Genomic DNA, 23,793 nt, shown 5'->3' on the forward strand with positions numbered 1-23,793 from the left:
GTCAGCCCCCCCGCGTCAGTTCGAACCCGGTGCACCAGGCCGCCTGCGCCTTGCTCGGGCGGATGTCGGTCCAGTTGCGCAGCTCCACCCGGCTCACACCGGCGATGTGCAGTTGCGCATCGATGGCCGAGCGCGAGACCTCCACGCCCAAGCGTCGTCGGGGGTTGACCCAGGCCTGCAGGCGCCGCTGGCACTCGGCCAGGGTCGCTTCGTTCTCCGGCCCCGTCCCGGCCATGTAGAGCACGGCATCGATGCGATAAGGAATCACCTCGGCACTGCGCACTTCCAGGCGGTCCGCCACAGGGCGTACATCGTCGTCGTTGAGGTAGGCGGCCACTTCGGCCAGCAACTGCGCACTGGCGATGCCGTTCTCCTCCAGGCTCAGCACCGTCACCTCCACCACTGCCGGTGACGGGCTTTCTGCAGAGGCATCGGCCACCTGCCCCGAGGCATTGCGTGCATGCAGGATGTAGCTGTTGCGCGGGCCGGCGGTGGTCAGGCCCTCGTACACCAGTTGCACCCGCTCGCGCAGTGCATCGTCTTCCTCAAGCACTTCGAGGGTCGGTGGCACACTGTTCGCGTCTTCGGCCTGTACCACCAGCCGCTTGAGCTGCACGTTGGCTGCCAGCTGGTCCAGGTCGCTGCCCTGGGCATAGGCCAGCAGCAGCGCCTTGGCGGCATCGTTGACCCGCGCCCGATTGAGCAGCTTGCGGTACGCGCCCACCTCCAGCAGTTTGGTTACCGGGTCGCTTTCCAGCAGCGCGTCCCAGTTCTCGCCCATGTGCGACCGAAAGGCCGCCAGGTCATCCTGGAAGATGTCCTCGAAGTCGAGGTCTTCCAGCACCTGCGGCGCGGGCAGCGCCGACAGTTCCACGTTGCTCATGCCGTTATCTCCAGCAGTTGGCTGTCGCCCAGGTACTGCCCGCTCAGCTGCAGGCTGATCTGCCCGCCCACTACCGCCACCACGCGCACCCGCTGCAATTTCAGGCGTGGTTCCCAGCGGGTCAGGGCGCGGGCGACCTCGGCCTGCACCGCACTCTTCCAGCCCTCGTTGACTGGCAGGTCGATGAAACGGCGCAGCTTGCTGCCGTAGTCGGGGCGCATGCGCCGGCTGCCCAGCGGGGTGGTGAGGATGTCTTCGATGGACTGGCGCAGGTGCCCGATGCCGGACAGCGTCTGCCCGCCGTGGCGGCTCATGCCGATCATCGCGGTACCTCCCTGGCCTGAATGCATTCACTAGCCATGTTGTCTCCAGGCATAAAAAAGCCCGCGTCGGCGGGCGGGGTTCAGTGCTTGTGATTGGCGGTGTTGCCGCCGGTGTCGATGATCTTGCCGGCCCCCAGAATGTCACCGGTCACACGCAGGCCACCGTTGATGCTCACCTCACCGGTCAGGGCAATGTTGGCGGCGTTCAGGGTGATTGCGTTGTCGGTGACCAGCAGCGAGCTGCCGGCCACCTTGAGGCTGACGGTGCCACCGGGCAGCTCGATGCTGTAGCTGCGGGCCTGCCAGTCGTAGACCAGCGAGCCACCGTCATCGAAGCGCCATACCTCGACGTGCTCGCGGTTGTCGGGTGGCGCGCCGGCATTGCCGTACAGGCCCGGTACGAAGGTGCCCTGCGCCGGCTCACCGCTGGGGCTGAGCAGTGCGCCCTGCTCGTTCAGGCTCGGCGCACGCCAGTGGCGGGCCTTGCCTGCCGCGTGGCTGTGCCAGCGCACCCAGGCGCTGGTCCAGCCGGCGCCATCGGAGACCCGTACCCGCGCTGCTGCCAGGTCGATGCCGACCACCCGACATGGAATGACCAACGCCGCCAGCATGCGGTCATGCATGGAGCTGGCGTAACTCATGCCATGTCCTCCGGTGCCTGGTAGCTGTCCTTGTGCGCGGGCCCTGTGTCAGGGCTGAAGGCGAACAGCAGCGAACCGGGTGGCTGGTCTGGCCAGGGCCACTGCAGGTCGCCAAGGTAAACGGGCTGCTGCCATTGCACCCGCCATTCCAGGGTGCCGGGTACTTCGGCAGGTATGGCCGTCTGCGCCTTCACATTGAGGGTCGCCGCGACGAAATCCACGCCCCAGAACTGCTTGTGCAGCACAAGCGTTGATTTCGCCGCCAATGTGGCGGCTTGCAGGGCGGCGTGTTGCTGCTGTGCATCCACCAGGATGCGTGCCTCGAAACGCGCCAGGATGCACAAGCGTCCATCGCCGGGGTCAACGCTTGCCTCCATAGCGGTGATGGTGTGACACAGTGCCGGTTGCGGAGTGTGCTCGTTGACTGCGCTGAACGCTTCAACCGTCGCGAAATCAGGTACACCCGCCTGGAATGTTGCGGTAATGGCCTGGCTCAATAGCTTGAGTTCGTTCACAAGCCCTCCTTTCGTGTCTTCTTCGGCAAGCCGCCCACTGCGGTTGCAGCGGGCGTTGCGTTCACTGCGGCGACTACGGCTCGAACCAGCCGGTCGGCGCAATCCGGCCCTCGGAGCGCTTGGCTGCCAGCGTGCCGGCATTCTTGAAATTGAAGGTCTGCGGGTACAGGAACGCCAGCGATACGCCACCGAACACGAAGCTGCGCGAGCCGCTGTTGTCCTTCAGGTCGTAGTTGGTACGTACATCGTGGTTTCCGCTGTCGGGCGAGAAGTACTCGGCGTAGTCACCGGTGGCAGAGGTGCTCATGACGCACCTGGAGTCCATTCGAACGCCGGTAGCCAAGGGTGCGATATACCCGGAGCAGTCCATCAAGGTGCCGACAGGGCCTGGACTTGCACCGGGCGTTTCGGGTCGTAGCAGGTAAATGCCTCTGGACACCACCTCGGTGCCGGTGTCGTAGATGTTGCGCACCTCATGGGTGTCCAGATAGAACGACGCCAGGTAGCAGAAATGTGCGAACCCGGGGGGCGCGGGCAACAAAAATGCGCCGAAGGACAGCGCCCCTATGTTGTCGAGCGTAAGGGTGGTTGCAGTGTTAGCGACGACGGTCGCTACCCGGCCGGACCACTGCCCGCCCTCACTGATGACCAGGCACTGCACACCGGCAAGATTGTTGTCGGCCATCCAGTCGTAGCTTTTTTCAGCGATATCGTGGGTACCCTCGCCGGCCTTGTTCAGCGTGATCACGTTGCCGCTGATACTGCCCACGCGCAGGAACGGCATGGTTTTCACCACGGCACTGGCGTCACCTTCATTGGCACAGGCAAAGGCGGCGTACCAGCTCTCTTTGCAGTTGCTGCGTTCGGCACCGAGACCGGCTGGCGCCACGCTGGCGACCTTGTCAGCCATCGCGAAGGTCGGAACCATGCCCCGTGTGTATTGGCCGCGAAAGCGAAAACCGCCCATCGCAACAAAATTCCTGCTCAGCCTGACCGACGTGGCAGAGCCGTAGATCACCGCGTCGCGCGGCCCCTGGGCCAGGGTTAGGCCGACGTTGCCGGCATTCTCGTACAAGCGGGTGTTATCAGACATAGGTTTCTCCGGACATGAAAAAGCCGCTTCAAGCGGCTTTCGATAGTGTTGCGATGATCATTGCTCCTGGTCGCGCTCACGCAGGTCGCGCTGCAGTGGCGCATCCGATGCCAGGGGCGGCACGCCCTGTGCCACACCCAGCCGCTTCGCAGCCCAGCGCTCGTAAAGCCCGATGGCCACGTCGGCGCCCGCCATGGCGGTCAGGCAACCAAAGGCTGCGGCGCTCCAGATCGACAGCCCGCTGGCATACAGCAGCATCACGGTCGATACGCCGCAGACCATGCAGGCCCCGGAGCGCAGCAGCAGTCGCCTGAACAGGCCCCAGCCGCGGGCGCCCTCCTTGTCTGCGCGCCACATCTCGCCAGACAGACCGCCCAGCAATGCCAGGACGATCACCAGCCAGATCGGCATTTCCAGCAACGTCTGTTGCTCGTTTGTCATGCTCGTGCTCCCTTGTTGAACAGCCGATCACTCGGCATTCCAAAAAGCCCGGTCGCCCAGGCTTTTCAGTAATGCGTTGTCGGACCGCCGGCCACTGCTGGTGCGCCGTGCGATCCCGCCTCAAATTGTTCCTCCGACCGCGGCCGCCTGCCCGCCGGATAACTGCTTACGGTGCTTTACGCTGCACACCCGGGTCAGTTGCCAACCCTCTGAACAGTTCAGGCCTGTTCATCGCTGCCTTTGCCACTGCCGGTGTCTGACCGGCTTGAGACAAAGGTTATGCATCAATGCATATGCAGTCAATGCATTTTTGGAAATATTTATGCACGCGGTTTTGCGCTAACGCATGAAAGCCTTGCCCTGCTTGCGCTGCAGTGCTGTCTTGAGGGGTAGATTTTTTTGCAGGAACCGGCCTTGCCGGTGAAGGATTCAGTGGGATTGCCGCAAATATTTGGTGCGATCATTCGCCGGCAAGGCCGTCCCCTGCAGGCATTTGCAGGCACAAAAAAACCCGCCGAGGCGGGTTTGATGTAGCGACAGAACCTAGCGGGCGTACATGCCCCACCAGAACACATGCCCGAGGATGCTGATCTGCTCCTCCTGCATCTGCTGGAAGGTGTAGTCCTCGTCCGGGTGCTCGTCGCGGTTGAAGCTGCGCAGGCGGATACCCGTGGGCAGGCGATACAGCTGTTTCACGCGCAACTGGCCATTGTGGTTGATGGCATACAGGTCGCCGTCGACAATGTCGCCGATGCCGCTCTTGCCCGCATTCACCCCCACCGTGGCGCCATCACGCAGCACCGGCAGCATGCTGTTGCCGCGCACCGTCACGCACTTGGCCTGGTCGAACTGCACGCCGTTGTGACGCAGGCTGCGCTTGCCGAAGCGCAGGCTGGCCTTCTCGCTTTCCTCGATGACGAATCGTCCTGATCCTGCTGCCAACTCGACCTCACGAAGAAACGGAATGGACACCTCGTCGTCCTCGACGGGGGTGTCGTCATCCCACAGGCTGATGTCCTGCAGCTGCACGTCGGCGCGCGGCGCGTTCGCCGGGCGGGTATCGCCCAGGTCGGCACGGCCGCGCAACTGATCGGTGCTCACGCCGAAGTACTCGGCGATCTTCGACACATGCTTGTCGGAAGGATCGACGATCTTCTCGCTGAGAATCCGCGACAGGGTGGATTGGGGCACGCCGGTGCGACGGTGAAGCTCCGTGGGGGAGATCCCGTGGCGGTCGAGCAATGCTCTCAAGACGGTAGCTACGTTGCGTTTTTGCATAACGTGCATAGTACCCATCTCGTGCGCAAATGCAAATTCAAATATGCATTAACACAATACCAGAGGCAAAAGGTCGCTGCGCAGCGTTAGGCCCGGCAACGGGGAAAAAATCCCTGTACCATTGCCCGCTGCCTTTGGTCTAAACGACACTGCGAGCCAAGTTTCTGTAATGAGCGATCTTTCCGCACACACCCCGATGATGCAGCAGTACTGGAAGCTGAAGAACCAGCACCCGGACCAGCTGATGTTCTACCGCATGGGCGATTTCTACGAGATCTTCTACGAAGACGCGAAGAAGGCCGCCAAACTGCTGGATATCACCCTGACCGCCCGCGGGCAGTCAGCGGGCCAGTCGATCCCCATGTGCGGTATCCCCTACCACGCCGCCGAAGGCTACCTGGCCAAGCTGGTGAAGCTGGGCGAATCGGTGGTGATCTGCGAGCAGATCGGCGACCCGGCCACCAGCAAGGGCCCGGTGGAACGCCAGGTGGTGCGCATCATCACCCCAGGCACGGTCAGCGACGAAGCCCTGCTCGACGAGCGCCGCGACAACCTGATCGCCGCCGTACTGGGTGACGAACGCCTGTTCGGCCTGGCCGTGCTGGATATCACCAGCGGCAACTTCACCGTGCAGGAGTTCAAGGGCTGGGAAAACCTGCTGGCCGAGCTCGAGCGGGTCAACCCCGTGGAGCTGCTGATCCCCGACGACTGGCCCCAGGGCCTGCCCGCCGAGAAGCGCCGTGGCTCGCGCCGCCGCGCACCATGGGACTTCGACCGTGACTCGGCGCGCAAGAGCCTGTGCCAGCAGTTCGCAACCCAGGACCTCAAGGGCTTCGGCTGCGAGAAGCTGACCCTGGCCATCGGCGCCGCCGGCTGCCTGCTCGCCTACGCCAAGGAAACCCAGCGCACCGCCCTGCCGCACCTGCGCAGCCTCAAGCACGAGCGGCTGGACGACACCGTGGTGCTCGACGGCGCCAGCCGGCGCAACCTGGAGCTGGACGTCAACCTGGCCGGGGGCCGCGACAACACTCTGCAATCGGTGATCGACCGCTGTCAGACCGCCATGGGCAGCCGCCTGCTGACCCGCTGGCTGAACCGGCCGCTGCGTGACCTGAAGGTGCTGCAGGCCCGCCAGAGCTCGATTCGCTGCCTACTCGACGGCTACCGCTTCGAGAAGCTGCAACCGCAACTGAAGGACATCGGCGATATCGAGCGGATTCTCGCCCGTATCGGCCTGCGCAATGCTCGCCCACGGGATCTGGCGCGCCTGCGCGACGCGCTTGGCGCGCTGCCTGAACTGCAGAACGCCATGGCCGAGCTGGAGGCACCGCACCTGGCGCGCCTGGCGGCCATCGCCGGTACCTACCCGGAACTGGCCGACCTGCTGCAGAAGGCGATCATCGACAACCCGCCTGCGGTGATCCGTGATGGCGGCGTGCTCAAGGTCGGCTATGACGCCGAGCTCGACGACCTGCTGTCGATGAGCGAGAACGCCGGGCAGTTCCTGATCGACCTCGAAGCCCGCGAAAAGGCCCGCACGGGCCTTGCCAACCTCAAGGTCGGCTACAACCGCGTGCATGGCTACTTCATCGAGCTGCCGAGCAAGCAGGCCGAACAGGCGCCGGCCGACTACATCCGCCGCCAGACCCTCAAGGGCGCCGAGCGCTTCATCACCCCAGAGCTCAAGACGTTTGAAGACAAGGCGCTGTCGGCCAAGAGCCGCGCCCTGGCGCGCGAGAAGATGCTCTACGATGCGTTGCTCGAAACCCTGATCGGCCACCTGGCCCCGCTGCAGGACACCGCCGCGGCGCTGGCCGAACTGGATGTGGTCAGCAACCTGGCCGAGCGTGCGCTGAACCTTGACCTCAACTGCCCGACATTCGTCGACGAACCGTGCATGCGCATCAGCCAGGGTCGCCACCCGGTGGTCGAGCAGGTGTTGACCACGCCGTTCGTGGCCAACGACCTGGGCCTGGACGACAACACGCGCATGCTGGTGATCACCGGCCCGAACATGGGTGGTAAGTCCACCTATATGCGCCAGACCGCACTGATCGTGCTGCTGGCGCATATCGGCAGCTTCGTGCCGGCCGCCAGCTGCGAGCTGTCGCTGGTGGACCGCATCTTCACCCGTATCGGTTCCAGCGACGACCTGGCCGGTGGGCGCTCTACCTTCATGGTGGAGATGAGCGAAACCGCCAACATCCTGCACAACGCCACCGAACGCAGCCTGGTACTAATGGACGAAGTGGGCCGCGGCACCAGTACCTTCGACGGCCTCTCGCTGGCCTGGGCCGCCGCCGAGCGCCTGGCCCAGCTGCGCGCCTACACGCTGTTCGCCACGCACTACTTCGAACTGACCGTGCTGCCCGAAAGCGAGCCGCTGGTGGCCAACGTGCACCTGAACGCTACCGAGCACAACGAACGCATCGTGTTCCTGCACCATGTGCTGCCAGGGCCTGCCAGCCAGAGCTACGGCCTGGCAGTGGCACAACTGGCAGGCGTGCCGGCACCGGTGATCCAGCGAGCCCGCGAGCACCTGGGCCGCCTGGAAACCAACAGCCTGCCCCACGAAACCGCGCCAGCAAGCCCTGGAGCGCCCAGCACGCCGCACCAGAGCGACCTGTTCGCCAGCCTGCCGCATCCGGTGATCGAGAAGATCGGCAAGCTCGACGTGGACAACCTGACGCCACGCCAAGCTATCGAAATGCTCTATACACTAAAGACTCTGTTATAACGCCCCATCGCACAAACTGATAGAATCCCGCGCGGTTCGGCGGGGCAGCGAGTTATTAGCCTGGCTCGCTGCCGACCTACCGAACCGAGCGGCCCTGTCTGGAAGGGAACGCTGCCGTCGCCTGAGGAGAAAATTAGAAATGACCTTCGTCGTCACCGACAACTGCATCAAGTGCAAGTACACCGACTGTGTAGAAGTCTGTCCGGTGGACTGCTTCTACGAAGGCCCGAACTTCCTGGTCATTCACCCGGATGAGTGCATCGACTGTGCACTGTGCGAGCCTGAGTGCCCCGCCGTTGCGATCTTCTCGGAAGATGAAGTGCCGGCCGGCATGGAAAACTTCATCGAGCTCAACGCCGAGCTGGCCGAAATCTGGCCGAACATCACCGAGAAGAAGGATTCGATGCCAGACGCTGCAGAGTGGGATGGCAAGCCGGGCAAGATTGCAGATCTGGAGCGTTGATCGACGCCGGATCAATGAAAAAGGCCCTTCGGGGCCTTTTTTATGTTCGCTGCAGGGCCAGCCACTTTTTCGCAGGCAAAAAAAAGGGGCGGTATGACCCGCCCACATTTTTTTCCGTAGTCCCTGTATTCCCTATCATCATCCTGATGAATCGCATCCCGCGATGTCCTTGGCGCTCATCCTTGAGAACCTGTGTCAGTCCGTAGACACAGTTCAGATACTATCCCCTGCAGCCGGCAGAGCAACTGGTAAAAGCTCTCAAAAAAAGTCCGGAAGGTGACGCCACCTTAAAATAAACTCTTTCAATATCAATTGTTTAGACAAAATACCACGTCAAAACCGACTGGAATTTACACCCTCTTGATGTAAAGGCTTACGGATCTTGTAAGCGATAACCTACAAATCCAATAACAATATGCAACCGGGAAAGGTTGCCGCCGTGGTATCGGTGTTTCTGCGCGTGTCTTAGCGCTTGAGACAGCCACGAACAAAAACGCCTCGACGGGGTCGAGGCGCCTTTTCACAGCCGTCGCAGTTACTGGAACAGCGACTCGCTGGACAGACCGTTCTTCTCCAGGATCTCCCGCAGCCGCTTGAGGCCCTCCACCTGGATCTGACGTACCCGCTCCCGGGTAAGACCAATCTCCAGGCCAACATCCTCCAGGGTGCTGCTCTCATGCCCGCGCAGGCCAAAGCGGCGAATCACCACCTCACGCTGCTTGTCGGTCAGTTCGCTCAGCCACAGGTCGATGCTCTGGGACAGGTCGTCGTCCTGCAACAGCTCGCAAGGGTCGGTGGGACGATCGTCGGTGAGGGTATCGAGCAGGGTCTTGTCCGAGTCCGGGCCCAGTGAAACGTCCACCGAAGACACGCGCTCGTTCAGGCCGAGCATGCGCTTGACCTCGCCTACGGGTTTTTCCAGCAGGTTGGCGATCTCTTCCGGTGACGGCTCGTGATCGAGTTTCTGGGTCAGCTCGCGTGCTGCACGCAGGTAGACGTTCAGTTCCTTGACCACATGGATCGGCAGGCGAATGGTGCGCGTCTGGTTCATGATGGCGCGTTCGATGGTCTGCCGGATCCACCAGGTGGCGTAGGTCGAGAAACGGAACCCACGCTCGGGGTCGAACTTCTCGACTGCGCGAATCAGGCCCAGGTTGCCCTCTTCGATCAGGTCAAGCAGCGATAGCCCGCGGTTGACGTAGCGGCGCGCAATCTTCACCACCAGGCGCAGGTTGCTTTCGATCATGCGTTTGCGCCCGGCAGGGTCGCCACTTTGCGACAGACGCGCAAAATGAACTTCTTCTTCCGGGGAAAGCAGGGGCGAAAAGCCGATTTCGTTGAGGTAGAGCTGAGTTGCATCAAGTGCTCGAGTGTAATCGATGTACTTGTGCTGTTTGAGCGGTGAGCCTTGTTTGGCCCGGGTCCGAACCGGAGATACAGCAGGTTCGTCTGACACCACATCCGTTTCCAAAACGATGCCGGTTTCCATAAGGAGCACCTCATCGTCGATGTCAAACTCCGGCACTTCTTTACTGAGAGCCATTGTTATAGTCCTTTGCTGAGTTCGAACTCAGACTCAAGCGGCGCCTTTATCCTTGGCAACGCTGAGCCTGTCCCCACTACGCGAAGGAACAGGCCGGGTACATGCTTATCAACGACGTGGCAGGAATTGCAACGGATCTACAGGTTTGCCCTGGCGGCGAATCTCGAAGTGAAGCTTCACCCGGTCGGTGCCCGTGGACCCCATTTCGGCAATTGTCTGCCCAACCTTGACCTGCTGTCCCTCCCGAACCAACAGCCTGCGGTTGTGACCGTAGGCACTGACGTAGGTATCGCTGTGCTTGATGATTACCAGTTCACCGTAGCCCCGCAAGCCACTTCCGGCGTACACAACGGAACCATCCGACGCAGCAAAAACAGGCTGTCCCAAATCACCGGCGATATCAATGCCTTTATTCAAACTACCGTTTGAAGCGAATTTTCCAATCAGCACACCGTTGGCCGGCCATGCCCAGCCACCGGCCGAACGCTCCGAAGCCGGCACCTGGACGGGGGTGGTGGCGACGACGGGCGGCGCGCTGGTACCGCCTGGAGACGTGGTTTTTGCCGGTGCCGGGGTACCTGCCGGACGACGGGTGACCGTGGTCTTGCTGGAGGGCGAGGTGGAGGTGACGACCCGCGAGCCGCTGCTGGTAGCCGTGCCGGAGCCGAAGCGGATCGCCTGGCCGGGCCGGATGGTATAGGGCGCCGGGATACCGTTGCGCGCAGCGAGCTCCTTGTAGTCCCAGCCGTAGCGAAAGGCAATCGAGAACAGCGTATCGCCCGGGCGAACCACGTACTGCCCCGTAGTGACCACCGGGCGCTTGGGCGCGGCGCTGTTGCGGTCGACCACCCGCACGCTGCTCGAAGATGAACTGGAACACCCTGAAACCAGGGTTCCCAAGGCGAGTGCAATCACCAGAAGCTTTAAGCTCGATAGACCCATGCGCTGCCGAATGACTGTGTGACTCACCCGCCGCTCCCTTATGTGGTGACCGATGTAGGAATGCAATATTGTTGCAATTATAACCGAGCGCACAGGCAATGCAGATCAACTGCTTGCCAGGTTGTGCGATCGTTCAAGAAACCGCACGCCCCATAGACCCGGCAATGCACCGGGAATTCGACGCCCGCGAAAAAATCGACTCAGCTCAATGTGCCATTGAGCAACGGCACGAAGCGTACGTCGCACAGTTTGCGCCGCGAGAAGCCCTGTTCTTCGCGCACTATCAACAGCAATTGCTGTGTCTCGCCACTGGCGCCCACCGGTATCACCATGCGCCCGCCCGGTGCCAGCTGGTCGAGCAAGGCCTGGGGCACTTCGGGTGCGCCGGCGGTGACGATGATGCCATTGTAGGGGGCCAGTGCCGGCCACCCCTCGAAACCGTCGCCCCAGCGGAACACCTGGTTGCGCAGGTTCAACTCGACCAGCCGTTCCTTGGCGCGGTCCTGCAGGGGCTTGATGCGCTCTACCGAGAACACCCGCTCCACCAGCCTGGACAGCACTGCGGTCTGGTAGCCAGACCCGGTGCCGATCTCCAGCACCTTGTCCAGCGGACCGTCCTCCAGCAGCACCTCGCTCATGTACGCGACCATGAACGGCTGCGAGATGGTCTGGTTGTTGCCGATGGGCAGCGCGGTATCTTCATACGCACGGTGCGACAGCGCCTCGTCGACGAACATGTGCCGCGGGATGTTGCGCAAGGCCTCGAGCACTCGCTGGTCCTTGATGCCTTCCTCGATCAAACGCTGGATCAGCCGTTCACGGGTTCGCTGCGAAGTAAAACCGATACCATGGCGCATCAGATCCTCCGGCTCTCGCATCAGAGCAGCCCCTCCAGCCAACCCTCGAGACGGTCGAAGGCATCGTTGAAGGTGCGGTCAAGCTGTAGCGGGGTGATCGAGACATAGCCCTGCATCACCGCGTGAAAATCGGTACCCGGGCCGCCATCCTCGGCGTCGCCGGCCACCGCGATCCAGTAGCCTTCCTTGCCCCGCGGGTTGACCACCTTGGTCGGCGCCGCCGCACGTGCACGATGCCCCAGGCGTGTCAGTTGGATGCCACGGATGTGTTCCAGCGGCAGGTTGGGAATGTTCACATTGAGTACGGTGCGCGGTGGCAGCTCAAGGCTTGCATGCGCCTCGACCAGCTTGCGCGCAAAATAGGCGGCAGTGGGCAGGTTGTCCGGCAGGCGCGAGAGCAACGAGAAGGCAAACGAGGTGCCCCCCAGGAATCGACCTTCCAGCGCCGCGGCGACCGTGCCCGAGTAAAGCACGTCATCGCCCAGGTTGGCGCCCAGGTTGATACCCGAGACGACCATGTCCGGCGGATGCTCCAGCAGCCCGTTCAGGCCCAGGTGCACGCAATCGGTCGGTGTGCCGTTGAGGCTGATGTAGCCGTTGGCCAGGGTCTGCGGATGCAGCGGGCGGTCGAGCGTCAGCGAACTGCTGGCGCCGCTCTTGTCCTGGTCCGGGGCAATCACCACGCACTCGGCATAATCCGCCAGCGCAGCATGCAGCGCGGCGAGACCGGGTGCGGTGACCCCGTCGTCGTTCGAAATCAGAATACGCATGGGCTGTCCGTCTGCCCTGCCGGCACCAGATCGACGAGTTCGCGCACCACCACGGTGGCGAAGCATCCGGCCGGAAGGACGAATTCCAGTTGCAGGATATCAGGCTCGGGATAATGCCACGTCAAGCCGCCAATGGGCAGCCGCAGAATGCGCCGTTCCTGTTTGAGGTTGGCATTGCCCAGCCATTGGCACAGGGCTGCCTCCTGTTCGGCCACGCGTTGCTCGATCGCACCGCCTGCCCCACTGGTGGCCGGCAGGCCCTCGCCCCACAGCGGCCCGGTAGGGTGCAGGTCGAGTATTGCCAGGCGCGGATCGCTGCACTCGGCCTCGCCCGCCGCGAAAAAGCTGCGGCTGTCGGTGAACGCCAGCAGGTCGCCGACCTGAGCCTGTTGCCAGCTGCCATCGGCAACCCGCTCGGCCAGCACCCGGTTGAACAGGTAGCTACGTGCGCTGGACAGCAGCCGCGAGCGCACATTGCGCTGCTCGGGCAGGGCCTTGCGCTCGGCCCACTGGCGCGCATCGTGCACGTTGCCGCCCGCAAAGCCGAAGCGCTGGCTGCCGAAGTAGTTGGGCACGCCTTGTATGCGCAATTGCTCGAGGCGCGCGTCCAGGGCCTGGTGATCGGCGCTGAGCGCTGTGAGGCGCAGGGTGAAGCCGTTGGCCGAGTGCGCGCCACGCTGGAGTTTGCGCGAGTGGCGGGTGTGTCTGAGGATGCTCAGGGTTTCGTTTTCAGCCGCGCTCAGGTCAGGGTCGGCCTTGCCCGGCAGGTGCAGGCTGAACCATTGGCGAGTCAGCGCCTGACGGTCCTTGAGGCCGGCATAGCTCACGGTGCGCAGCGGTACGCCGGCGGCGCGGGCCAGGCGGCGGGCGGCCTCCTCGGTATTGAGGTCGCGTTTCTCGACCCACAGCCACAAGTGCTCGCCTTCACCCGACAGGGGAATGTCGAGCACTTCATCGACCTGGAAATCTTCGGCCGTGGCCTTGAGGATGGCGCTGCCCAGCGCCGGCCCGGCTGCCTGCGGGCCGAGCAGTTCGAGTTCGGTCATGCGCGCAGCAACAACGCGACGGCGTGAACGGCGATGCCTTCTTCACGGCCGGTGAAGCCGAGCTTCTCTTCGGTGGTGGCCTTGACGTTGACCTGGTCGAGCTCGACCTGCAGGTCCTGGGCGATCAGGGTACGCATGGTTTCGATGTGCGCGGCCATCCGGGGTGCCTGGGCCACGATGGTGGCGTCGACGTTGCCCACCTTCCAGCCCTTGGCATGGATGATCGACAGGATGTGGCGCAGCAGCACGCGGCTGTCGGCGCCCTTGAACTGCGGGTCGGTATCGGGGAAATGCTTGCCGATGTCACCCAGCGCGGCGGCGCCCAGCAGTGCATCGCTCAGCGCGTGCAGCAGCACATCGCCGTCGGAATGGGCCAGCAGGCCGAACTTGTGCGCAATGCGCACCCCACCCAAGGTGATGAAATCGCCTTCCGCGAAGCGGTGCACATCGTAGCCGTGGCCAATACGCATAAAAAAACGCCCTGATTGAGTCAGGGCGTGATTCTACCTGCTTTGCCGGGGGTTTGGCTTATTTGTAGGACTAGCCCTACGCCCGCCCCAATGCCGCCGCATGGTGGCGCAGGTGGTCATCGATGAAGCTGGCGATGAAGTAGTAGCTGTGGTCGTAGCCAGGCTGCAGGCGCAACGTCAGCGGGTAGCCAGCCGCCTGCGCGGCCTGGGCCAGCACTTCGGGCTTGAGCTGGGTTTGCAGGAAGTCGTCGCGATCGCCTTGGTCGACCAGCAGCGGCAGCGTTTCCTGCGCCTGCGCGATCAGTACGCTGGCATCCCATTCGCGCCAGCGCGAACGCTCCTCGCCCAGGTAGCGACCGAACGCCTTCTGGCCCCAGGGGCAGTCCATCGGGTTGCCGATGGGCGAGAACGCCGACACCGACACATAGCGCCCGGGGTTGCGCAAGGCGCACACCAGCGCGCCGTGCCCACCCATGGAGTGACCGCTGATGCTGCGCGCAGCGGAGGCCGGGAAATGCGCCTCCACCAGTGCCGGCAGCTCATCCACCACGTAGTCGTGCATGCGGTAGTGCTCGGCCCACGGCTGTTCGGTGGCATTGAGATAGAACCCCGCGCCCAGGCCGAAGTCCCAGGCGCCGTCCGGGTCGTCCGGTACCTGTGGCCCGCGCGGGCTGGTGTCCGGCGCCACGATGATCAGGCCGAGCTCGGCGGCAAGCTTGTGCGCGCCGGCCTTCTGCATGAAGTTCTCGTCGGTGCAGGTCAGCCCGCTCAGCCAGTACAGCACCGGCAGCTTGCCGCCCTGCTCCGCCTGCGGCGGCAGGTAAACGGCAAACACCATGTCGCACCCCAGCACGCTGGAGCGGTGCCGGTAGCGCTTGTGCCAGCCGCCGAAGCTCTTCTGGCAGGAGATGTTTTCCAGGCTCATGGCAGACCTCAGAAGTGGATGACGCTGCGGATGCTCTTGCCTTCATGCATCAGGTCGAAGGCCTTGTTGATGTCTTCCAGGCCCATGGTGTGGGTAATGAAGGTGTCCAGCGGGATCTCGCCCTGCTCGGCCATGTCCACATAGCTTGGCAGCTCGGTGCGACCACGCACGCCACCGAATGCCGAGCCGCGCCAGACGCGGCCGGTGACCAGCTGGAACGGACGCGTTGCGATCTCCTGGCCGGCACCGGCGACGCCGATGATCACCGACTCGCCCCAGCCCTTGTGGCAGCACTCCAGGGCCGCACGCATCAGTTGCACGTTGCCGATGCACTCGAACGAGAAGTCCACGCCGCCATCGGTCAGGTCCACGATCACTTCCTGGATCGGGCGATCGTAGTCCTTGGGGTTGATGCAGTCGGTGGCACCCAGCTGGCGTGCGATCTCGAACTTGGCCGGGTTGATGTCGATGGCGATGATGCGGCTGGCCTTGGCCTTGACCGCACCGATCACGGCCGACAGGCCGATGCCGCCAAGGCCGAAGATGGCCACGGTGTCACCCGGCTTGACCTTGGCGGTATTGAGTACCGCACCGATGCCGGTGGTCACGCCGCAACCAAGCAGGCACACCTTCTCCAGCGGGGCCTCTTTCTGGATCTTGGCCACGGAAATTTCCGGCAGCACGGTGTATTCGGAGAAGGTCGAGGTGCCCATGTAGTGGAACAGCGGCTGACCCTTGTAGGCAAAACGGGTGGTGCCGTCGGGCATCAGGCCCTTGCCCTGGGTCGCGCGGATGGCCTGGCACAGGTTGGTCTTGCCCGACTTGCAGAACTTGCACTGGCGACATTCCGGGGTGTAGAGCGGGATCACGTGATCGCCCACCACCACCGAGGTCACGCCCTCACCGATGGCCTCGACGATGGCGCCGCCTTCATGGCCCAGGATGGACGGGAAGATGCCTTCCGGGTCGGCGCCCGACAGCGTGTAGGCGTCGGTGTGGCAGACGCCGCTGGCGACCACGCGCAACAGCACTTCGCCGGCCTTGGGCATGGCCACGTCGACTTCGACGATCTCCAGCGGTTTCTTGGCTTCGAAGGCAACGGCAGCACGGGACTTGATCATCAAGGTTCTCCACAAAGGTTTCAGTTCAGGCGTGAAGTGTAATTCATCGTCTTTTGATTAATAATCGAGCCAAACACAAAACATTATTGCCATGCAGGGATAATCGATGAGCAGCCGCTGGGAAGGGATCGACGAATTCGTCGCGGTGGCCGAATCGGGCCAGTTCACTGCGGCAGCCGAACGCCTGGGGGTATCGTCGTCGCACGTGAGCCGTGCGGTGGCGCGCCTGGAAGATCGCCTGCAGACGCGCCTTTTGTACCGCAGCACGCGCAAGGTGACCTTGAGCGAGGCCGGGCAGACCTTTCTTCAGCACTGCCAGCGCCTGCAGGATGGCCGCGAAGAGGCCCTGCGCGCCATAGGCGACCTGACCAGCGAGCCCAAGGGGCTGCTGCGCATGACCTGTGCGGTGGCCTATGGCGAGCGCTTCATCGTGCCGCTGGTCACCCGCTTCATGGCGCAGTATCCGCAGTTGCGGGTGGACATCGAGCTGACCAACCGCACCCTCGACCTGCTGCACGAAGGCATGGACATGGCGATTCGCCTGGGTCGGTTGCAGGAGTCACGCCTGGTGGCGGCACGCCTGGCCCCACGGCGCATGTACCTGTGCGCCTCGCCAGCGTACCTGGAGCGCTATGGGCGGCCCCACAGCGTGTCGGAGCTGGCGCGGCACAACTGCCTGATCGGCAGCACGGATATCTGGGCCTTGCAGCAGGAGGGCCGGGAAATCAGTCAGCGGGTGCAGGGCAACTGGCGCTGCAACAGCGGGCAGGCGGTGCTGGATGCGGCGCTGCAGGGGATGGGCCTGTGCCAGTTGCCGGACTACTACGTGCTGGAGCATCTGGGCAGTGGCGCGCTGGTGTCGCTGCTTGAAGCGCATCAGCCGCCGAATACGGCGGTGTGGGCGTTGTACCCGCAACAGCGGCACCTGTCGCCGAAGGTGCGCAAGCTGGTGGATTATCTGAGGGAGAAGTTGGGACAGCTGCCTGAGTACCGCAGCGTGTAGAAAACGTCGCGGGCTCCCACAGGCAGTTCACCCGCCCTTGAACGTACTGCAGTCCCTTGTGCAAGGCTGGCTTGCCAGAGAATGGGCCACCGCGGTCAATTGCCGCGATTGGCCCAGCGCTGCCTCAGCCACTCCAGGTCTTCCGGTCGCGTCACCTTGATATTGTCGTTGCGCCCTTCGACCAGCCGCGGCGCCTGCCCCGACCATTCGATGGCCGACGCCTCGTCGGTGATAGCCACGTCCGCCACCAGGCTGTCTGCCAGCGCACGGTGCAATGCCCCCAGGCGGAACATCTGCGGGGTGTACGCCTGCCACACCGTGCTGCGGTCGATGGTGGCGCTTACCCGCCCGTTGGCATCGGCACGCTTGAGCGTGTCGCGCGCCGGCACCGCCAGCAGCCCGCCCACCGGGTCATTCGCCAGCTCGCCCAGCAGGCGGTCGAGATCGTCGCGCGCCAGGTTCGGCCGCGCCGCATCGTGCACCAGCACCCAGTCGTTGTCGGCCGCGCCCTGGGCATGCAGCAGCAGCAAGGCGTTGAGCACCGAATCGGCACGCTCGCGCCCACCTGCCGCACGCTGGATGCGCGTATCGCTGGCGCAGGCCAGGCCCGGCCAGTAAGGGTCGTCGGCAGCAATGCTGACCACCACGCCCTTGAGGCATGGATGGTCGAGAAAACAGTCGAGGCTATGCTCGAGAATCGTCCGCCCGCCCAGTTGCAGGTACTGCTTGGGACGGTCGGCCGCCATGCGGGCACCAACACCCGCGGCAGGAATCACTGCCCAGAAGGCAGGCAGGGACGCCGTCATTGGGCCAACTGGTAGAGGGTTTCACCCTCCTTGACCATACCCAGCTCATGACGAGCGCGTTCTTCGACGGTTTCCATACCTTTCTTCAACTCCAGCACTTCGGCATCAAGCACGCGATTACGCTCCAGCAGACGCTCGTTTTCAGCGTGCTGGTCGGCGATCTGCTGCTTGAGGTCGGCAACCTGGGCCAGGCTGCCGTTGCCCACCCACAGACGGTACTGCAGGCCACCCAGCAACAGGAGCAAGACGAGGAACAACCAATAGGGACTACGCATCAGGGTATCCACTGGAAAAAGGCCGCCCGTGCACAAGGGGCTGATGGCACGAAGCCTGACCGAAGCCAGGCTTTGTGGGGAAAGCACTTGCTGCACAGGGTTGCTGAAAGATTAGCTGCGTCTTTCAGCCTCACACTGCGGCCTTTTTACCATCTCTGGCTTAGCCGCGAAACTCGCCGCGACCACGGTACACAGCCTTGCTGCCCAGTTGCTCTTCGATACGCAGCAATTGGTTGTACTTGGAGACGCGGTCGGAGCGGCACAGCGAACCGGTCTTGATCTGGCCGGCAGCGGTACCCACGGCCAGGTCGGCAATGGTCGAATCTTCGGTTTCGCCCGAACGGTGCGAGATCACCGCGGTGTAACCGGCGGCCTTGGCCATCTGGATGGCTTCCAGGGTTTCGGTCAGGGTGCCGATCTGGTTGAACTTGATCAGGATCGAGTTGGCGATCTTCTTGTCGATGCCTTCCTTCAGGATCTTGGTGTTGGTCACGAACAGGTCGTCACCGACCAGTTGCACCTTGTCGCCGATCTTGTCGGTCAGGATCTTCCAGCCAGCCCAGTCGGACTCGTCCAGGCCGTCTTCGATCGAGATGATCGGGAAACGCTCGGTCAGGCCCTTGAGGTAGTCGGCAAAACCGGCTGCGTCGAACGACTTGCCTTCACCGGACAGGTTGTACTTGCCGTCCTCGTAGAACTCGCTGGCCGCACAGTCCAGCGCCAGGGTCACGTCGGTGCCCAGGGTGTAGCCGGCGTTGGCGATGGCTTCGGCGATGGCCGACAGCGCGTCTTCGTTGGAAGCCAGGTTAGGTGCGAAACCACCCTCGTCACCCACGGCGGTGTTCAGGCCACGGGCCTTCAGTACTGCCTTGAGGTGGTGGAAGATCTCGGTGCCCATGCGCAGCGCGTCGGAGAAGGTCTTGGCGCCGACCGGCTGCACCATGAACTCCTGGATGTCGACGTTGTTGTCGGCGTGCTCGCCGCCGTTGATGATGTTCATCATCGGGACCGGCATCGAGTACTGGCCAGGGGTGCCATTGAGGTTTGCGATGTGCGCGTACAGCGGCAGGTCCTGGTCCTGTGCAGCGGCCTTGGCGGCAGCCAGGGACACGGCGAGGATGGCGTTGGCGCCCAGGTTGCCTTTGTTTTCAGTACCGTCGAGCTTGATCATCGCCAGGTCGAGCGCTTTCTGCTCGACCGGGTCCTTGCCCAGCAGCAGGTCGCGGATCGGGCCGTTGATGTTGGCGACGGCCTTCAGTACGCCCTTGCCCATGTAACGGCTCTTGTCGCCATCACGCAGCTCCAGCGCTTCGCGCGAGCCAGTGGAAGCACCCGACGGCGCACAGGCGCTGCCGATGATGCCGTTGTCGAGCAGTACGTCCGCTTCGACGGTAGGGTTACCGCGCGAATCGAGAACTTCACGACCTTTGATGTCGACGATTTTTGCCATTGTTGTAAGCACTCCAGAATTGACGAAAACAACGCAGCTGAGAAAAAAACCGGGTCCGTCACAGGCGGTCGGCGCACGGGCAGGCCTGACGAGGACAAGCCCCTGACCCGGGGGTCAGGGGATGAACGGGCGGTACTTTACCGGAGAATCGAGGTTTACGCGGTTTCTACCGTCGGAAAACTCTTGACCAGTTCGTCCAGTTGCTTGAGCTGGGCCAGGAATGGCTCCAGTTTGTCCAGGCGCAGGGCGCACGGGCCGTCGCACTTGGCATTGTCAGGGTCCGGGTGGGCCTCGAGGAACAGGCCCGCCAGCCCCTGACTGAGGCCGGCCTTGGCCAGGTCGGTGACCTGGGCACGGCGGCCACCTGCGGAATCGGCGCGACCACCCGGCATCTGCAGGGCATGGGTCACGTCGAAGAACACCGGGTACTCGAACTGCTTCATGATGCCGAAGCCGAGCATGTCCACCACCAGGTTGTTGTAGCCGAAGCTCGAACCACGCTCGCAGAGGATCAGTTGGTCGTTGCCGGCCTCTTCGCACTTGCTCAGGATGTGCTTCATCTCCTGGGGTGCGAGGAACTGCGCCTTCTTGATGTTGATCACCGCGCCGGTTTTGGCCATCGCGACCACCAAGTCGGTCTGGCGCGACAGGAAGGCCGGCAGCTGGATGATGTCGCACACGTCGGCCACGGCCTGCGCCTGGTGCGGCTCGTGCACGTCGGTGATCACCGGCACGTTGAAGGTGCGCTTGATCTCTTCGAAGATCTTCATCCCCTCTTCCAGGCCAGGGCCGCGGTAGGAGTTGATCGACGAACGGTTGGCCTTGTCGAAGCTGGCCTTGAACACGTAGGGGATACCGAGCTTCTCGGTAACCCGCACGTACTCTTCGCAGACCTTCAGGGCCAGGTCACGGGATTCCAGCACGTTCATGCCGCCGAACAGGACGAACGGCTTGTCGTTGGCGATCTCGATGTTACCGACGCGAATGATCTTCTGGGTCATGGATCAGGCCTTGTTCTTTTGAGCCAATGCAGCTTTGACGAAGCCGCTGAACAGCGGGTGGCCGTCACGCGGGGTAGAGGTGAACTCCGGGTGGAACTGGCAGGCCACGAACCACGGATGGTCCTTGGACTCGACCACTTCGACCAGTGCGCCGTCGCCGGAACGACCCGAGACCACCAGGCCCGCCTCGATCAGTTGCGGCAGCAGGTTGTTGTTGACCTCGTAGCGGTGACGGTGACGCTCGACGATCACGTCCTTGGCGTAGCAGTCGTGCACCTTGGAGCCGCTTTGCAGCTGGCACTCCTGGGCGCCCAGACGCATGGTGCCGCCAAGGTCCGAGGCTTCGGTACGGGTCTCGACCGCGCCGGTGGCATCTTCCCACTCGGTGATCAGGCCCACCACAGGGTGACCGCTGGCGCGATCGAACTCGGTGGAGTTGGCGTCCTTCCAGCCCATCACGTTGCGGGCGAATTCGATGACCGCCACCTGCATGCCCAGGCAGATACCCAGGTAAGGCACCTTGTTCTCGCGAGCGTACTGAACGGCAGTGATCTTGCCTTCCACGCCGCGCAGGCCAAAACCGCCCGGTACCAGGATGGCGTCCACGCCTTCGAGCAGGCCGGTGCCCTGGTTCTCGATGTCTTCGGAGTCGATGTAGCGCAGGTTGACCTTGGTGCGGTTGCTGATGCCGGCATGGCTCATCGCTTCGATCAGCGATTTGTAGGCATCGAGCAGCTCCATGTACTTGCCGACCATGGCGATGGTGACTTCGTGCTCGGGGTTGAGCTTGGCATCGACCACCGCGTCCCACTCGGACAGGTCGGCGCTGCCGCACTGCAGGCCGAAACGCTCGACGACGAAGTCGTCCAGGCCCTGGGAGTGCAGGATGCCCGGGATCTTGTAGATGGTGTCGGCGTCTTCCAGCGCGATCACCGCACGTTCTTCAACGTTGGTGAACTGCGCGATCTTGCGGCGCGACGAGCTGTCGATCGGGTGATCGGAACGGCACACCAGCACGTCCGGCTGCAGGCCGATGGAGCGCAGCTCCTTGACCGAGTGCTGGGTAGGCTTGGTCTTGGTCTCGCCGGCGGTGGCGATGTACGGCACCAGGGTCAGGTGCATCAGCATCGCGCGCTTGGCGCCCACTTCGAAGCGCAGCTGGCGGATGGCCTCAAGGAACGGTTGCGACTCGATGTCACCCACGGTACCGCCGATCTCGACCATGGCCACGTCGGCATCGCCGGCGCCCTTGATGATGCGGCGCTTGATTTCGTCGGTGATGTGCGGGATCACCTGGATGGTGGCACCCAGGTAGTCACCACGGCGCTCCTTGCGCAGCACGTGCTCGTACACGCGGCCGGTGGTGAAGTTGTTGTTCTGGGTCATGGTCGTGCGGATGAACCGCTCGTAGTGGCCCAGGTCCAGGTCGGTCTCGGCGCCGTCGTGGGTGACGAACACTTCACCGTGCTGGAACGGGCTCATGGTGCCCGGGTCGACGTTGATGTACGGGTCCAGCTTGAGCATGGTGACCTTGAGCCCCCGCGCCTCCAGGATGGCCGCCAATGAAGCCGAGGCAATGCCTTTCCCCAATGAAGAAACAACACCGCCCGTGACGAATATGTAGCGCGTCATGAAAAACCCTAGAAGTCTGCGTTAAAGCGGTCAGTGCCGCCGGGGAAAGCGAAGGAAGGCCGAAGCCCCCGATCACCTGCGTCAATCACAGTGCATCTTAAAAAACTGCCGCGCCTGGTCAGACCGGGGGTTGAAAACCCGGTAAGGAGCTCGCTAAACATTTTTAGAATCGCCCAGCAAAAAACTGCTTGGTAATCGGCAACTGCCGTGATTCAGCTGAAGTCACAGAAGTTGTATCAAGAAGGGAGCGTAGTCTACCGGAATGTCCCTTTCATCTCAAACCTTGCGCGCTTGTCGGTACGCACCAGTGCAGTTGCCCGTCGGCAAGCCCCAGCCCCGGCAGGTTGGCCACCGCCAGCAACTGCCCGTCGCGGTACAGCAGCGGCACGCGCTGGCGGGCGAACAAGGGTAGCTGGCGCTCGTTGAGCAACCGCTTGAGGTCGCGATGGCCTCTACCCTCGACCGCCATCCTCTCGCCGCCCTGGCGATAGCGCACCTGCAGCGGGCCCTGCGGCAACCTGCCGCTGAGTGTCAACTGGCCATTGCCGGGCAGTGCAAGCGGCTGGCGCGGGTCGAGCCAAGGCCCCGGCTGCGCCGGCGGCGTGAGCCAGTGCGCATCCAGCCAGTAGATACGCAGGCCACTGCGGTGCAGCTCGCCATCGGCCAGACGCCATACAGGACGCCCTTCGCCGCCGGCATCGCGCAGGTCTTCCCAACCCGACCAGTGGCGGGTGTCCGGCAGGCGCGTGCGCGCCGCCAGCCAGTACTGCAGGGCGTTGCGCTGGCGTGCCGGGGACAGTTGGCGCAGCACCTCCAGATCCAGCGACGGGCAGCCCAACCAGGCGAAGGCATCAGGGGTCGAGGCTTGTGCGAGGTCCTGCTGCGCCACTTCATCGAGCAGGCCCTGCGCCTCGGCCAGGTGCGCGGCGCTGCGCGCCAGGCTGCGCGCCGCCTGGGGCCAGCGTCGGGTCAGCGCCGGCAGCACCTGGTGGCGCAGGTAGTTGCGCGAGAACTGGGTGTCATCGTTGCTGGGGTCTTCTATCCAATGCAGGCCATGCGCGGTGGCGTAGGCCAGCAGTTCATCACGCGGGGTATCCAGCAAGGGTCGCAGCAGGCTGCCCTGCCCCAGCGCCCGCTGCGCCGGCATCCCCGACAGGCCACGCAGGCCGGCCCCGCGCAACAGCCGAAACAGCAGCGTCTCGGCCTGGTCGTCGCGGTGCTGGCCGGTCAGCAGCAGTTCGCCCGGGCGCAGGGCCTGGGCGAAGGCTGCATAGCGCGCGTCCCGGGCGCCCTGCTCCAGGCTGGCGCCAGGGGCGACGTGCACATGGATGATGTCCAGCGGTACGCCCAGGCTGTCGCACAGGCGCTGGCAGTGGGCCGGCCACGCATCGGCAGCGGCTTGCAGACCGTGGTGGACATGGAGGGCACGAAGGGGCGCAGTCGGCTGTTGGGCCAGCAGGTGCAGCAGGACGGTGGAGTCGAGGCCGCCAGAGAGGGCGACGCACCAGCCGGTAGCTTGGTGCCAGGGGGACAGGGTGTTGCGCAGGTCGATCATCGGTGGCCCTTCGCCGGCAAAGC

General features: G+C 63.5%; 24 protein-coding genes. 3 read left to right on the plus strand and 21 right to left on the minus strand.

Annotation, left to right across the window (positions count from 1 at the left end):
* Position 1: 1 nt before the first annotated feature.
* The 7 genes from ACPRTJ_RS03930 to ACPRTJ_RS03960 all read right to left on the minus strand — a co-directional run bounded on the left by ACPRTJ_RS03930 (position 2) and on the right by ACPRTJ_RS03960 (position 5,174).
* Positions 2-883: a baseplate assembly protein gene (locus ACPRTJ_RS03930; RefSeq protein WP_104572111.1), complete on the minus strand. Its 882-nt coding sequence runs from the start codon at positions 881-883 to the stop codon at positions 2-4.
* On the minus strand, positions 880-1,206 hold the full coding sequence (locus ACPRTJ_RS03935; RefSeq protein ID WP_282360560.1) for a GPW/gp25 family protein: 327 nt from the start codon (positions 1,204-1,206) through the stop codon (positions 880-882). The genes ACPRTJ_RS03930 and ACPRTJ_RS03935 overlap by 4 nt, the downstream gene beginning before the upstream one ends.
* Positions 1,207-1,286: 80 nt before the next feature.
* Positions 1,287-1,847: a phage baseplate assembly protein V gene (locus ACPRTJ_RS03940; protein ID WP_043864286.1), complete on the minus strand. Its 561-nt coding sequence runs from the start codon at positions 1,845-1,847 to the stop codon at positions 1,287-1,289.
* Positions 1,844-2,362: a hypothetical protein gene (locus tag ACPRTJ_RS03945; protein WP_100633084.1), complete on the minus strand. Its 519-nt coding sequence runs from the start codon at positions 2,360-2,362 to the stop codon at positions 1,844-1,846. The genes ACPRTJ_RS03940 and ACPRTJ_RS03945 overlap by 4 nt, the downstream gene beginning before the upstream one ends.
* A 73-nt stretch (positions 2,363-2,435) precedes the next feature.
* A complete protein-coding gene (locus tag ACPRTJ_RS03950) occupies positions 2,436-3,455 on the minus strand; it encodes a hypothetical protein (protein WP_236176925.1) in 1,020 nt (339 codons plus the stop codon).
* 57 nt (positions 3,456-3,512) lie between these two features.
* Positions 3,513-3,896, minus strand: a complete 384-nt coding sequence (locus tag ACPRTJ_RS03955; RefSeq protein WP_100633082.1) for a phage holin family protein — start codon at positions 3,894-3,896, stop codon at positions 3,513-3,515.
* 543 nt (positions 3,897-4,439) lie between these two features.
* A complete protein-coding gene (locus ACPRTJ_RS03960) occupies positions 4,440-5,174 on the minus strand; it encodes a LexA family transcriptional regulator (protein ID WP_078480062.1) in 735 nt (244 codons plus the stop codon).
* A 169-nt stretch (positions 5,175-5,343) separates the two neighbouring features.
* Here ACPRTJ_RS03960 and mutS point away from each other — a divergent pair, with 169 nt between their 5' ends.
* A complete protein-coding gene (gene mutS, locus ACPRTJ_RS03965; RefSeq protein ID WP_054914991.1) occupies positions 5,344-7,911 on the plus strand; it encodes a DNA mismatch repair protein MutS in 2,568 nt (855 codons plus the stop codon).
* A 139-nt stretch (positions 7,912-8,050) separates the two neighbouring features.
* Entirely contained in the window at positions 8,051-8,374 is a 324-nt protein-coding gene (gene fdxA / locus ACPRTJ_RS03970; protein WP_043863281.1) for a ferredoxin FdxA, read from the plus strand.
* Positions 8,375-8,909: 535 nt separating this feature from the next.
* Here the strand turns inward: fdxA and rpoS are convergent.
* The 8 genes from rpoS to ACPRTJ_RS04010 form a co-directional block, all read right to left on the minus strand.
* Positions 8,910-9,917 carry an RNA polymerase sigma factor RpoS gene (gene rpoS, locus ACPRTJ_RS03975; protein ID WP_054914992.1) on the minus strand — a complete coding sequence of 336 codons (1,008 nt, stop codon included), beginning with the start codon at positions 9,915-9,917 and terminating at the stop codon, positions 8,910-8,912.
* A gap of 108 nt (positions 9,918-10,025) precedes the next feature.
* Positions 10,026-10,886, minus strand: a complete 861-nt coding sequence (locus ACPRTJ_RS03980) for a peptidoglycan DD-metalloendopeptidase family protein (protein WP_043863279.1) — start codon at positions 10,884-10,886, stop codon at positions 10,026-10,028.
* 173 nt (positions 10,887-11,059) lie between these two features.
* Positions 11,060-11,737 carry a protein-L-isoaspartate(D-aspartate) O-methyltransferase gene (locus ACPRTJ_RS03985; protein WP_162484879.1) on the minus strand — a complete coding sequence of 226 codons (678 nt, stop codon included), beginning with the start codon at positions 11,735-11,737 and terminating at the stop codon, positions 11,060-11,062.
* Positions 11,737-12,486, minus strand: a complete 750-nt coding sequence (gene surE, locus ACPRTJ_RS03990; protein ID WP_043863278.1) for a 5'/3'-nucleotidase SurE — start codon at positions 12,484-12,486, stop codon at positions 11,737-11,739. The genes ACPRTJ_RS03985 and surE overlap by 1 nt, the downstream gene beginning before the upstream one ends.
* The gene (gene truD, locus ACPRTJ_RS03995; protein ID WP_043863277.1) at positions 12,474-13,532 is read right to left on the minus strand and encodes a tRNA pseudouridine(13) synthase TruD; all 1,059 of its coding nucleotides are present in this window, start codon (positions 13,530-13,532) and stop codon (positions 12,474-12,476) included. Before truD ends, surE begins: the two co-directional genes overlap by 13 nt.
* Positions 13,529-14,002 carry a 2-C-methyl-D-erythritol 2,4-cyclodiphosphate synthase gene (gene ispF, locus ACPRTJ_RS04000; protein ID WP_043863276.1) on the minus strand — a complete coding sequence of 158 codons (474 nt, stop codon included), beginning with the start codon at positions 14,000-14,002 and terminating at the stop codon, positions 13,529-13,531. The genes truD and ispF overlap by 4 nt, the downstream gene beginning before the upstream one ends.
* Before the next feature lie 76 nt (positions 14,003-14,078).
* Complete coding sequence (gene fghA, locus ACPRTJ_RS04005) at positions 14,079-14,927, minus strand: S-formylglutathione hydrolase (protein WP_229589592.1); 849 nt, start codon at positions 14,925-14,927, stop codon at positions 14,079-14,081.
* A gap of 8 nt (positions 14,928-14,935) precedes the next feature.
* Positions 14,936-16,048 (minus strand): S-(hydroxymethyl)glutathione dehydrogenase/class III alcohol dehydrogenase, encoded by a 1,113-nt coding sequence (locus ACPRTJ_RS04010; RefSeq protein ID WP_426428177.1) that lies wholly within the window; start codon positions 16,046-16,048, stop codon positions 14,936-14,938.
* A 106-nt stretch (positions 16,049-16,154) separates the two neighbouring features.
* Here ACPRTJ_RS04010 and ACPRTJ_RS04015 point away from each other — a divergent pair, with 106 nt between their 5' ends.
* Entirely contained in the window at positions 16,155-17,051 is an 897-nt protein-coding gene (locus ACPRTJ_RS04015; protein WP_043863273.1) for a LysR substrate-binding domain-containing protein, read from the plus strand.
* 95 nt (positions 17,052-17,146) lie between these two features.
* Here the strand turns inward: ACPRTJ_RS04015 and ispD are convergent, their stop codons facing one another.
* From ispD to tilS, 6 genes are all read right to left on the minus strand, one after another.
* The gene (gene ispD / locus ACPRTJ_RS04020; protein ID WP_054914996.1) at positions 17,147-17,857 is read right to left on the minus strand and encodes a 2-C-methyl-D-erythritol 4-phosphate cytidylyltransferase; all 711 of its coding nucleotides are present in this window, start codon (positions 17,855-17,857) and stop codon (positions 17,147-17,149) included.
* Positions 17,854-18,132 (minus strand): cell division protein FtsB, encoded by a 279-nt coding sequence (gene ftsB, locus ACPRTJ_RS04025; RefSeq protein ID WP_043863271.1) that lies wholly within the window; start codon positions 18,130-18,132, stop codon positions 17,854-17,856. The genes ispD and ftsB overlap by 4 nt, the downstream gene beginning before the upstream one ends.
* 160 nt (positions 18,133-18,292) lie before the next feature.
* Positions 18,293-19,582 (minus strand): phosphopyruvate hydratase, encoded by a 1,290-nt coding sequence (eno, locus tag ACPRTJ_RS04030; RefSeq protein WP_043863270.1) that lies wholly within the window; start codon positions 19,580-19,582, stop codon positions 18,293-18,295.
* 155 nt (positions 19,583-19,737) lie between these two features.
* A complete protein-coding gene (kdsA, locus tag ACPRTJ_RS04035; RefSeq protein ID WP_043863269.1) occupies positions 19,738-20,583 on the minus strand; it encodes a 3-deoxy-8-phosphooctulonate synthase in 846 nt (281 codons plus the stop codon).
* A 3-nt stretch (positions 20,584-20,586) separates the two neighbouring features.
* Positions 20,587-22,215 (minus strand): CTP synthase, encoded by a 1,629-nt coding sequence (locus ACPRTJ_RS04040; protein ID WP_043863268.1) that lies wholly within the window; start codon positions 22,213-22,215, stop codon positions 20,587-20,589.
* A 271-nt stretch (positions 22,216-22,486) separates the two neighbouring features.
* Positions 22,487-23,770, minus strand: a complete 1,284-nt coding sequence (gene tilS, locus ACPRTJ_RS04045; RefSeq protein ID WP_426428180.1) for a tRNA lysidine(34) synthetase TilS — start codon at positions 23,768-23,770, stop codon at positions 22,487-22,489.
* Positions 23,771-23,793: the final 23 nt, after the last annotated feature.

Source organism: Pseudomonas palmensis (assembly GCF_049942755.1).
GTDB classification, from domain to species: Bacteria; Pseudomonadota; Gammaproteobacteria; order Pseudomonadales; family Pseudomonadaceae; genus Aquipseudomonas; species Aquipseudomonas palmensis.

Bases quoted from the DNA above. Each gene is read 5' to 3' on its own strand.
- ACPRTJ_RS04040 (WP_043863268.1), bottom strand. From the start codon at position 22,215: ATGACGCGCTACATATTCGTCACGGGCGGTGTTGTTTCTTCATTGGGG.
- ftsB (WP_043863271.1), bottom strand. From the start codon at position 18,132: ATGCGTAGTCCCTATTGGTTGTTCCTCGTCTTGCTCCTGTTGCTGGGT.
- ACPRTJ_RS03955 (WP_100633082.1), bottom strand. From the start codon at position 3,896: ATGACAAACGAGCAACAGACGTTGCTGGAAATGCCGATCTGGCTGGTG.
- tilS (WP_426428180.1), bottom strand. From the start codon at position 23,770: ATGATCGACCTGCGCAACACCCTGTCCCCCTGGCACCAAGCTACCGGC.
- truD (WP_043863277.1), bottom strand. From the start codon at position 13,532: ATGACCGAACTCGAACTGCTCGGCCCGCAGGCAGCCGGGCCGGCGCTG.
- mutS (WP_054914991.1), top strand. From the start codon at position 5,344: ATGAGCGATCTTTCCGCACACACCCCGATGATGCAGCAGTACTGGAAG.
- ispD (WP_054914996.1), bottom strand. From the start codon at position 17,857: ATGACGGCGTCCCTGCCTGCCTTCTGGGCAGTGATTCCTGCCGCGGGT.
- ACPRTJ_RS03935 (WP_282360560.1), bottom strand. From the start codon at position 1,206: ATGATCGGCATGAGCCGCCACGGCGGGCAGACGCTGTCCGGCATCGGG.
- ispF (WP_043863276.1), bottom strand. From the start codon at position 14,002: ATGCGTATTGGCCACGGCTACGATGTGCACCGCTTCGCGGAAGGCGAT.
- ACPRTJ_RS03950 (WP_236176925.1), bottom strand. From the start codon at position 3,455: ATGTCTGATAACACCCGCTTGTACGAGAATGCCGGCAACGTCGGCCTA.
- eno (WP_043863270.1), bottom strand. From the start codon at position 19,582: ATGGCAAAAATCGTCGACATCAAAGGTCGTGAAGTTCTCGATTCGCGC.
- surE (WP_043863278.1), bottom strand. From the start codon at position 12,486: ATGCGTATTCTGATTTCGAACGACGACGGGGTCACCGCACCCGGTCTC.
- kdsA (WP_043863269.1), bottom strand. From the start codon at position 20,583: ATGACCCAGAAGATCATTCGCGTCGGTAACATCGAGATCGCCAACGAC.
- ACPRTJ_RS03940 (WP_043864286.1), bottom strand. From the start codon at position 1,847: ATGAGTTACGCCAGCTCCATGCATGACCGCATGCTGGCGGCGTTGGTC.
- ACPRTJ_RS03985 (WP_162484879.1), bottom strand. From the start codon at position 11,737: ATGCGAGAGCCGGAGGATCTGATGCGCCATGGTATCGGTTTTACTTCG.
- rpoS (WP_054914992.1), bottom strand. From the start codon at position 9,917: ATGGCTCTCAGTAAAGAAGTGCCGGAGTTTGACATCGACGATGAGGTG.
- fdxA (WP_043863281.1), top strand. From the start codon at position 8,051: ATGACCTTCGTCGTCACCGACAACTGCATCAAGTGCAAGTACACCGAC.
- ACPRTJ_RS03930 (WP_104572111.1), bottom strand. From the start codon at position 883: ATGAGCAACGTGGAACTGTCGGCGCTGCCCGCGCCGCAGGTGCTGGAA.
- ACPRTJ_RS03960 (WP_078480062.1), bottom strand. From the start codon at position 5,174: ATGCAAAAACGCAACGTAGCTACCGTCTTGAGAGCATTGCTCGACCGC.
- ACPRTJ_RS04010 (WP_426428177.1), bottom strand. From the start codon at position 16,048: ATGATCAAGTCCCGTGCTGCCGTTGCCTTCGAAGCCAAGAAACCGCTG.
- ACPRTJ_RS04015 (WP_043863273.1), top strand. From the start codon at position 16,155: ATGAGCAGCCGCTGGGAAGGGATCGACGAATTCGTCGCGGTGGCCGAA.
- fghA (WP_229589592.1), bottom strand. From the start codon at position 14,927: ATGAGCCTGGAAAACATCTCCTGCCAGAAGAGCTTCGGCGGCTGGCAC.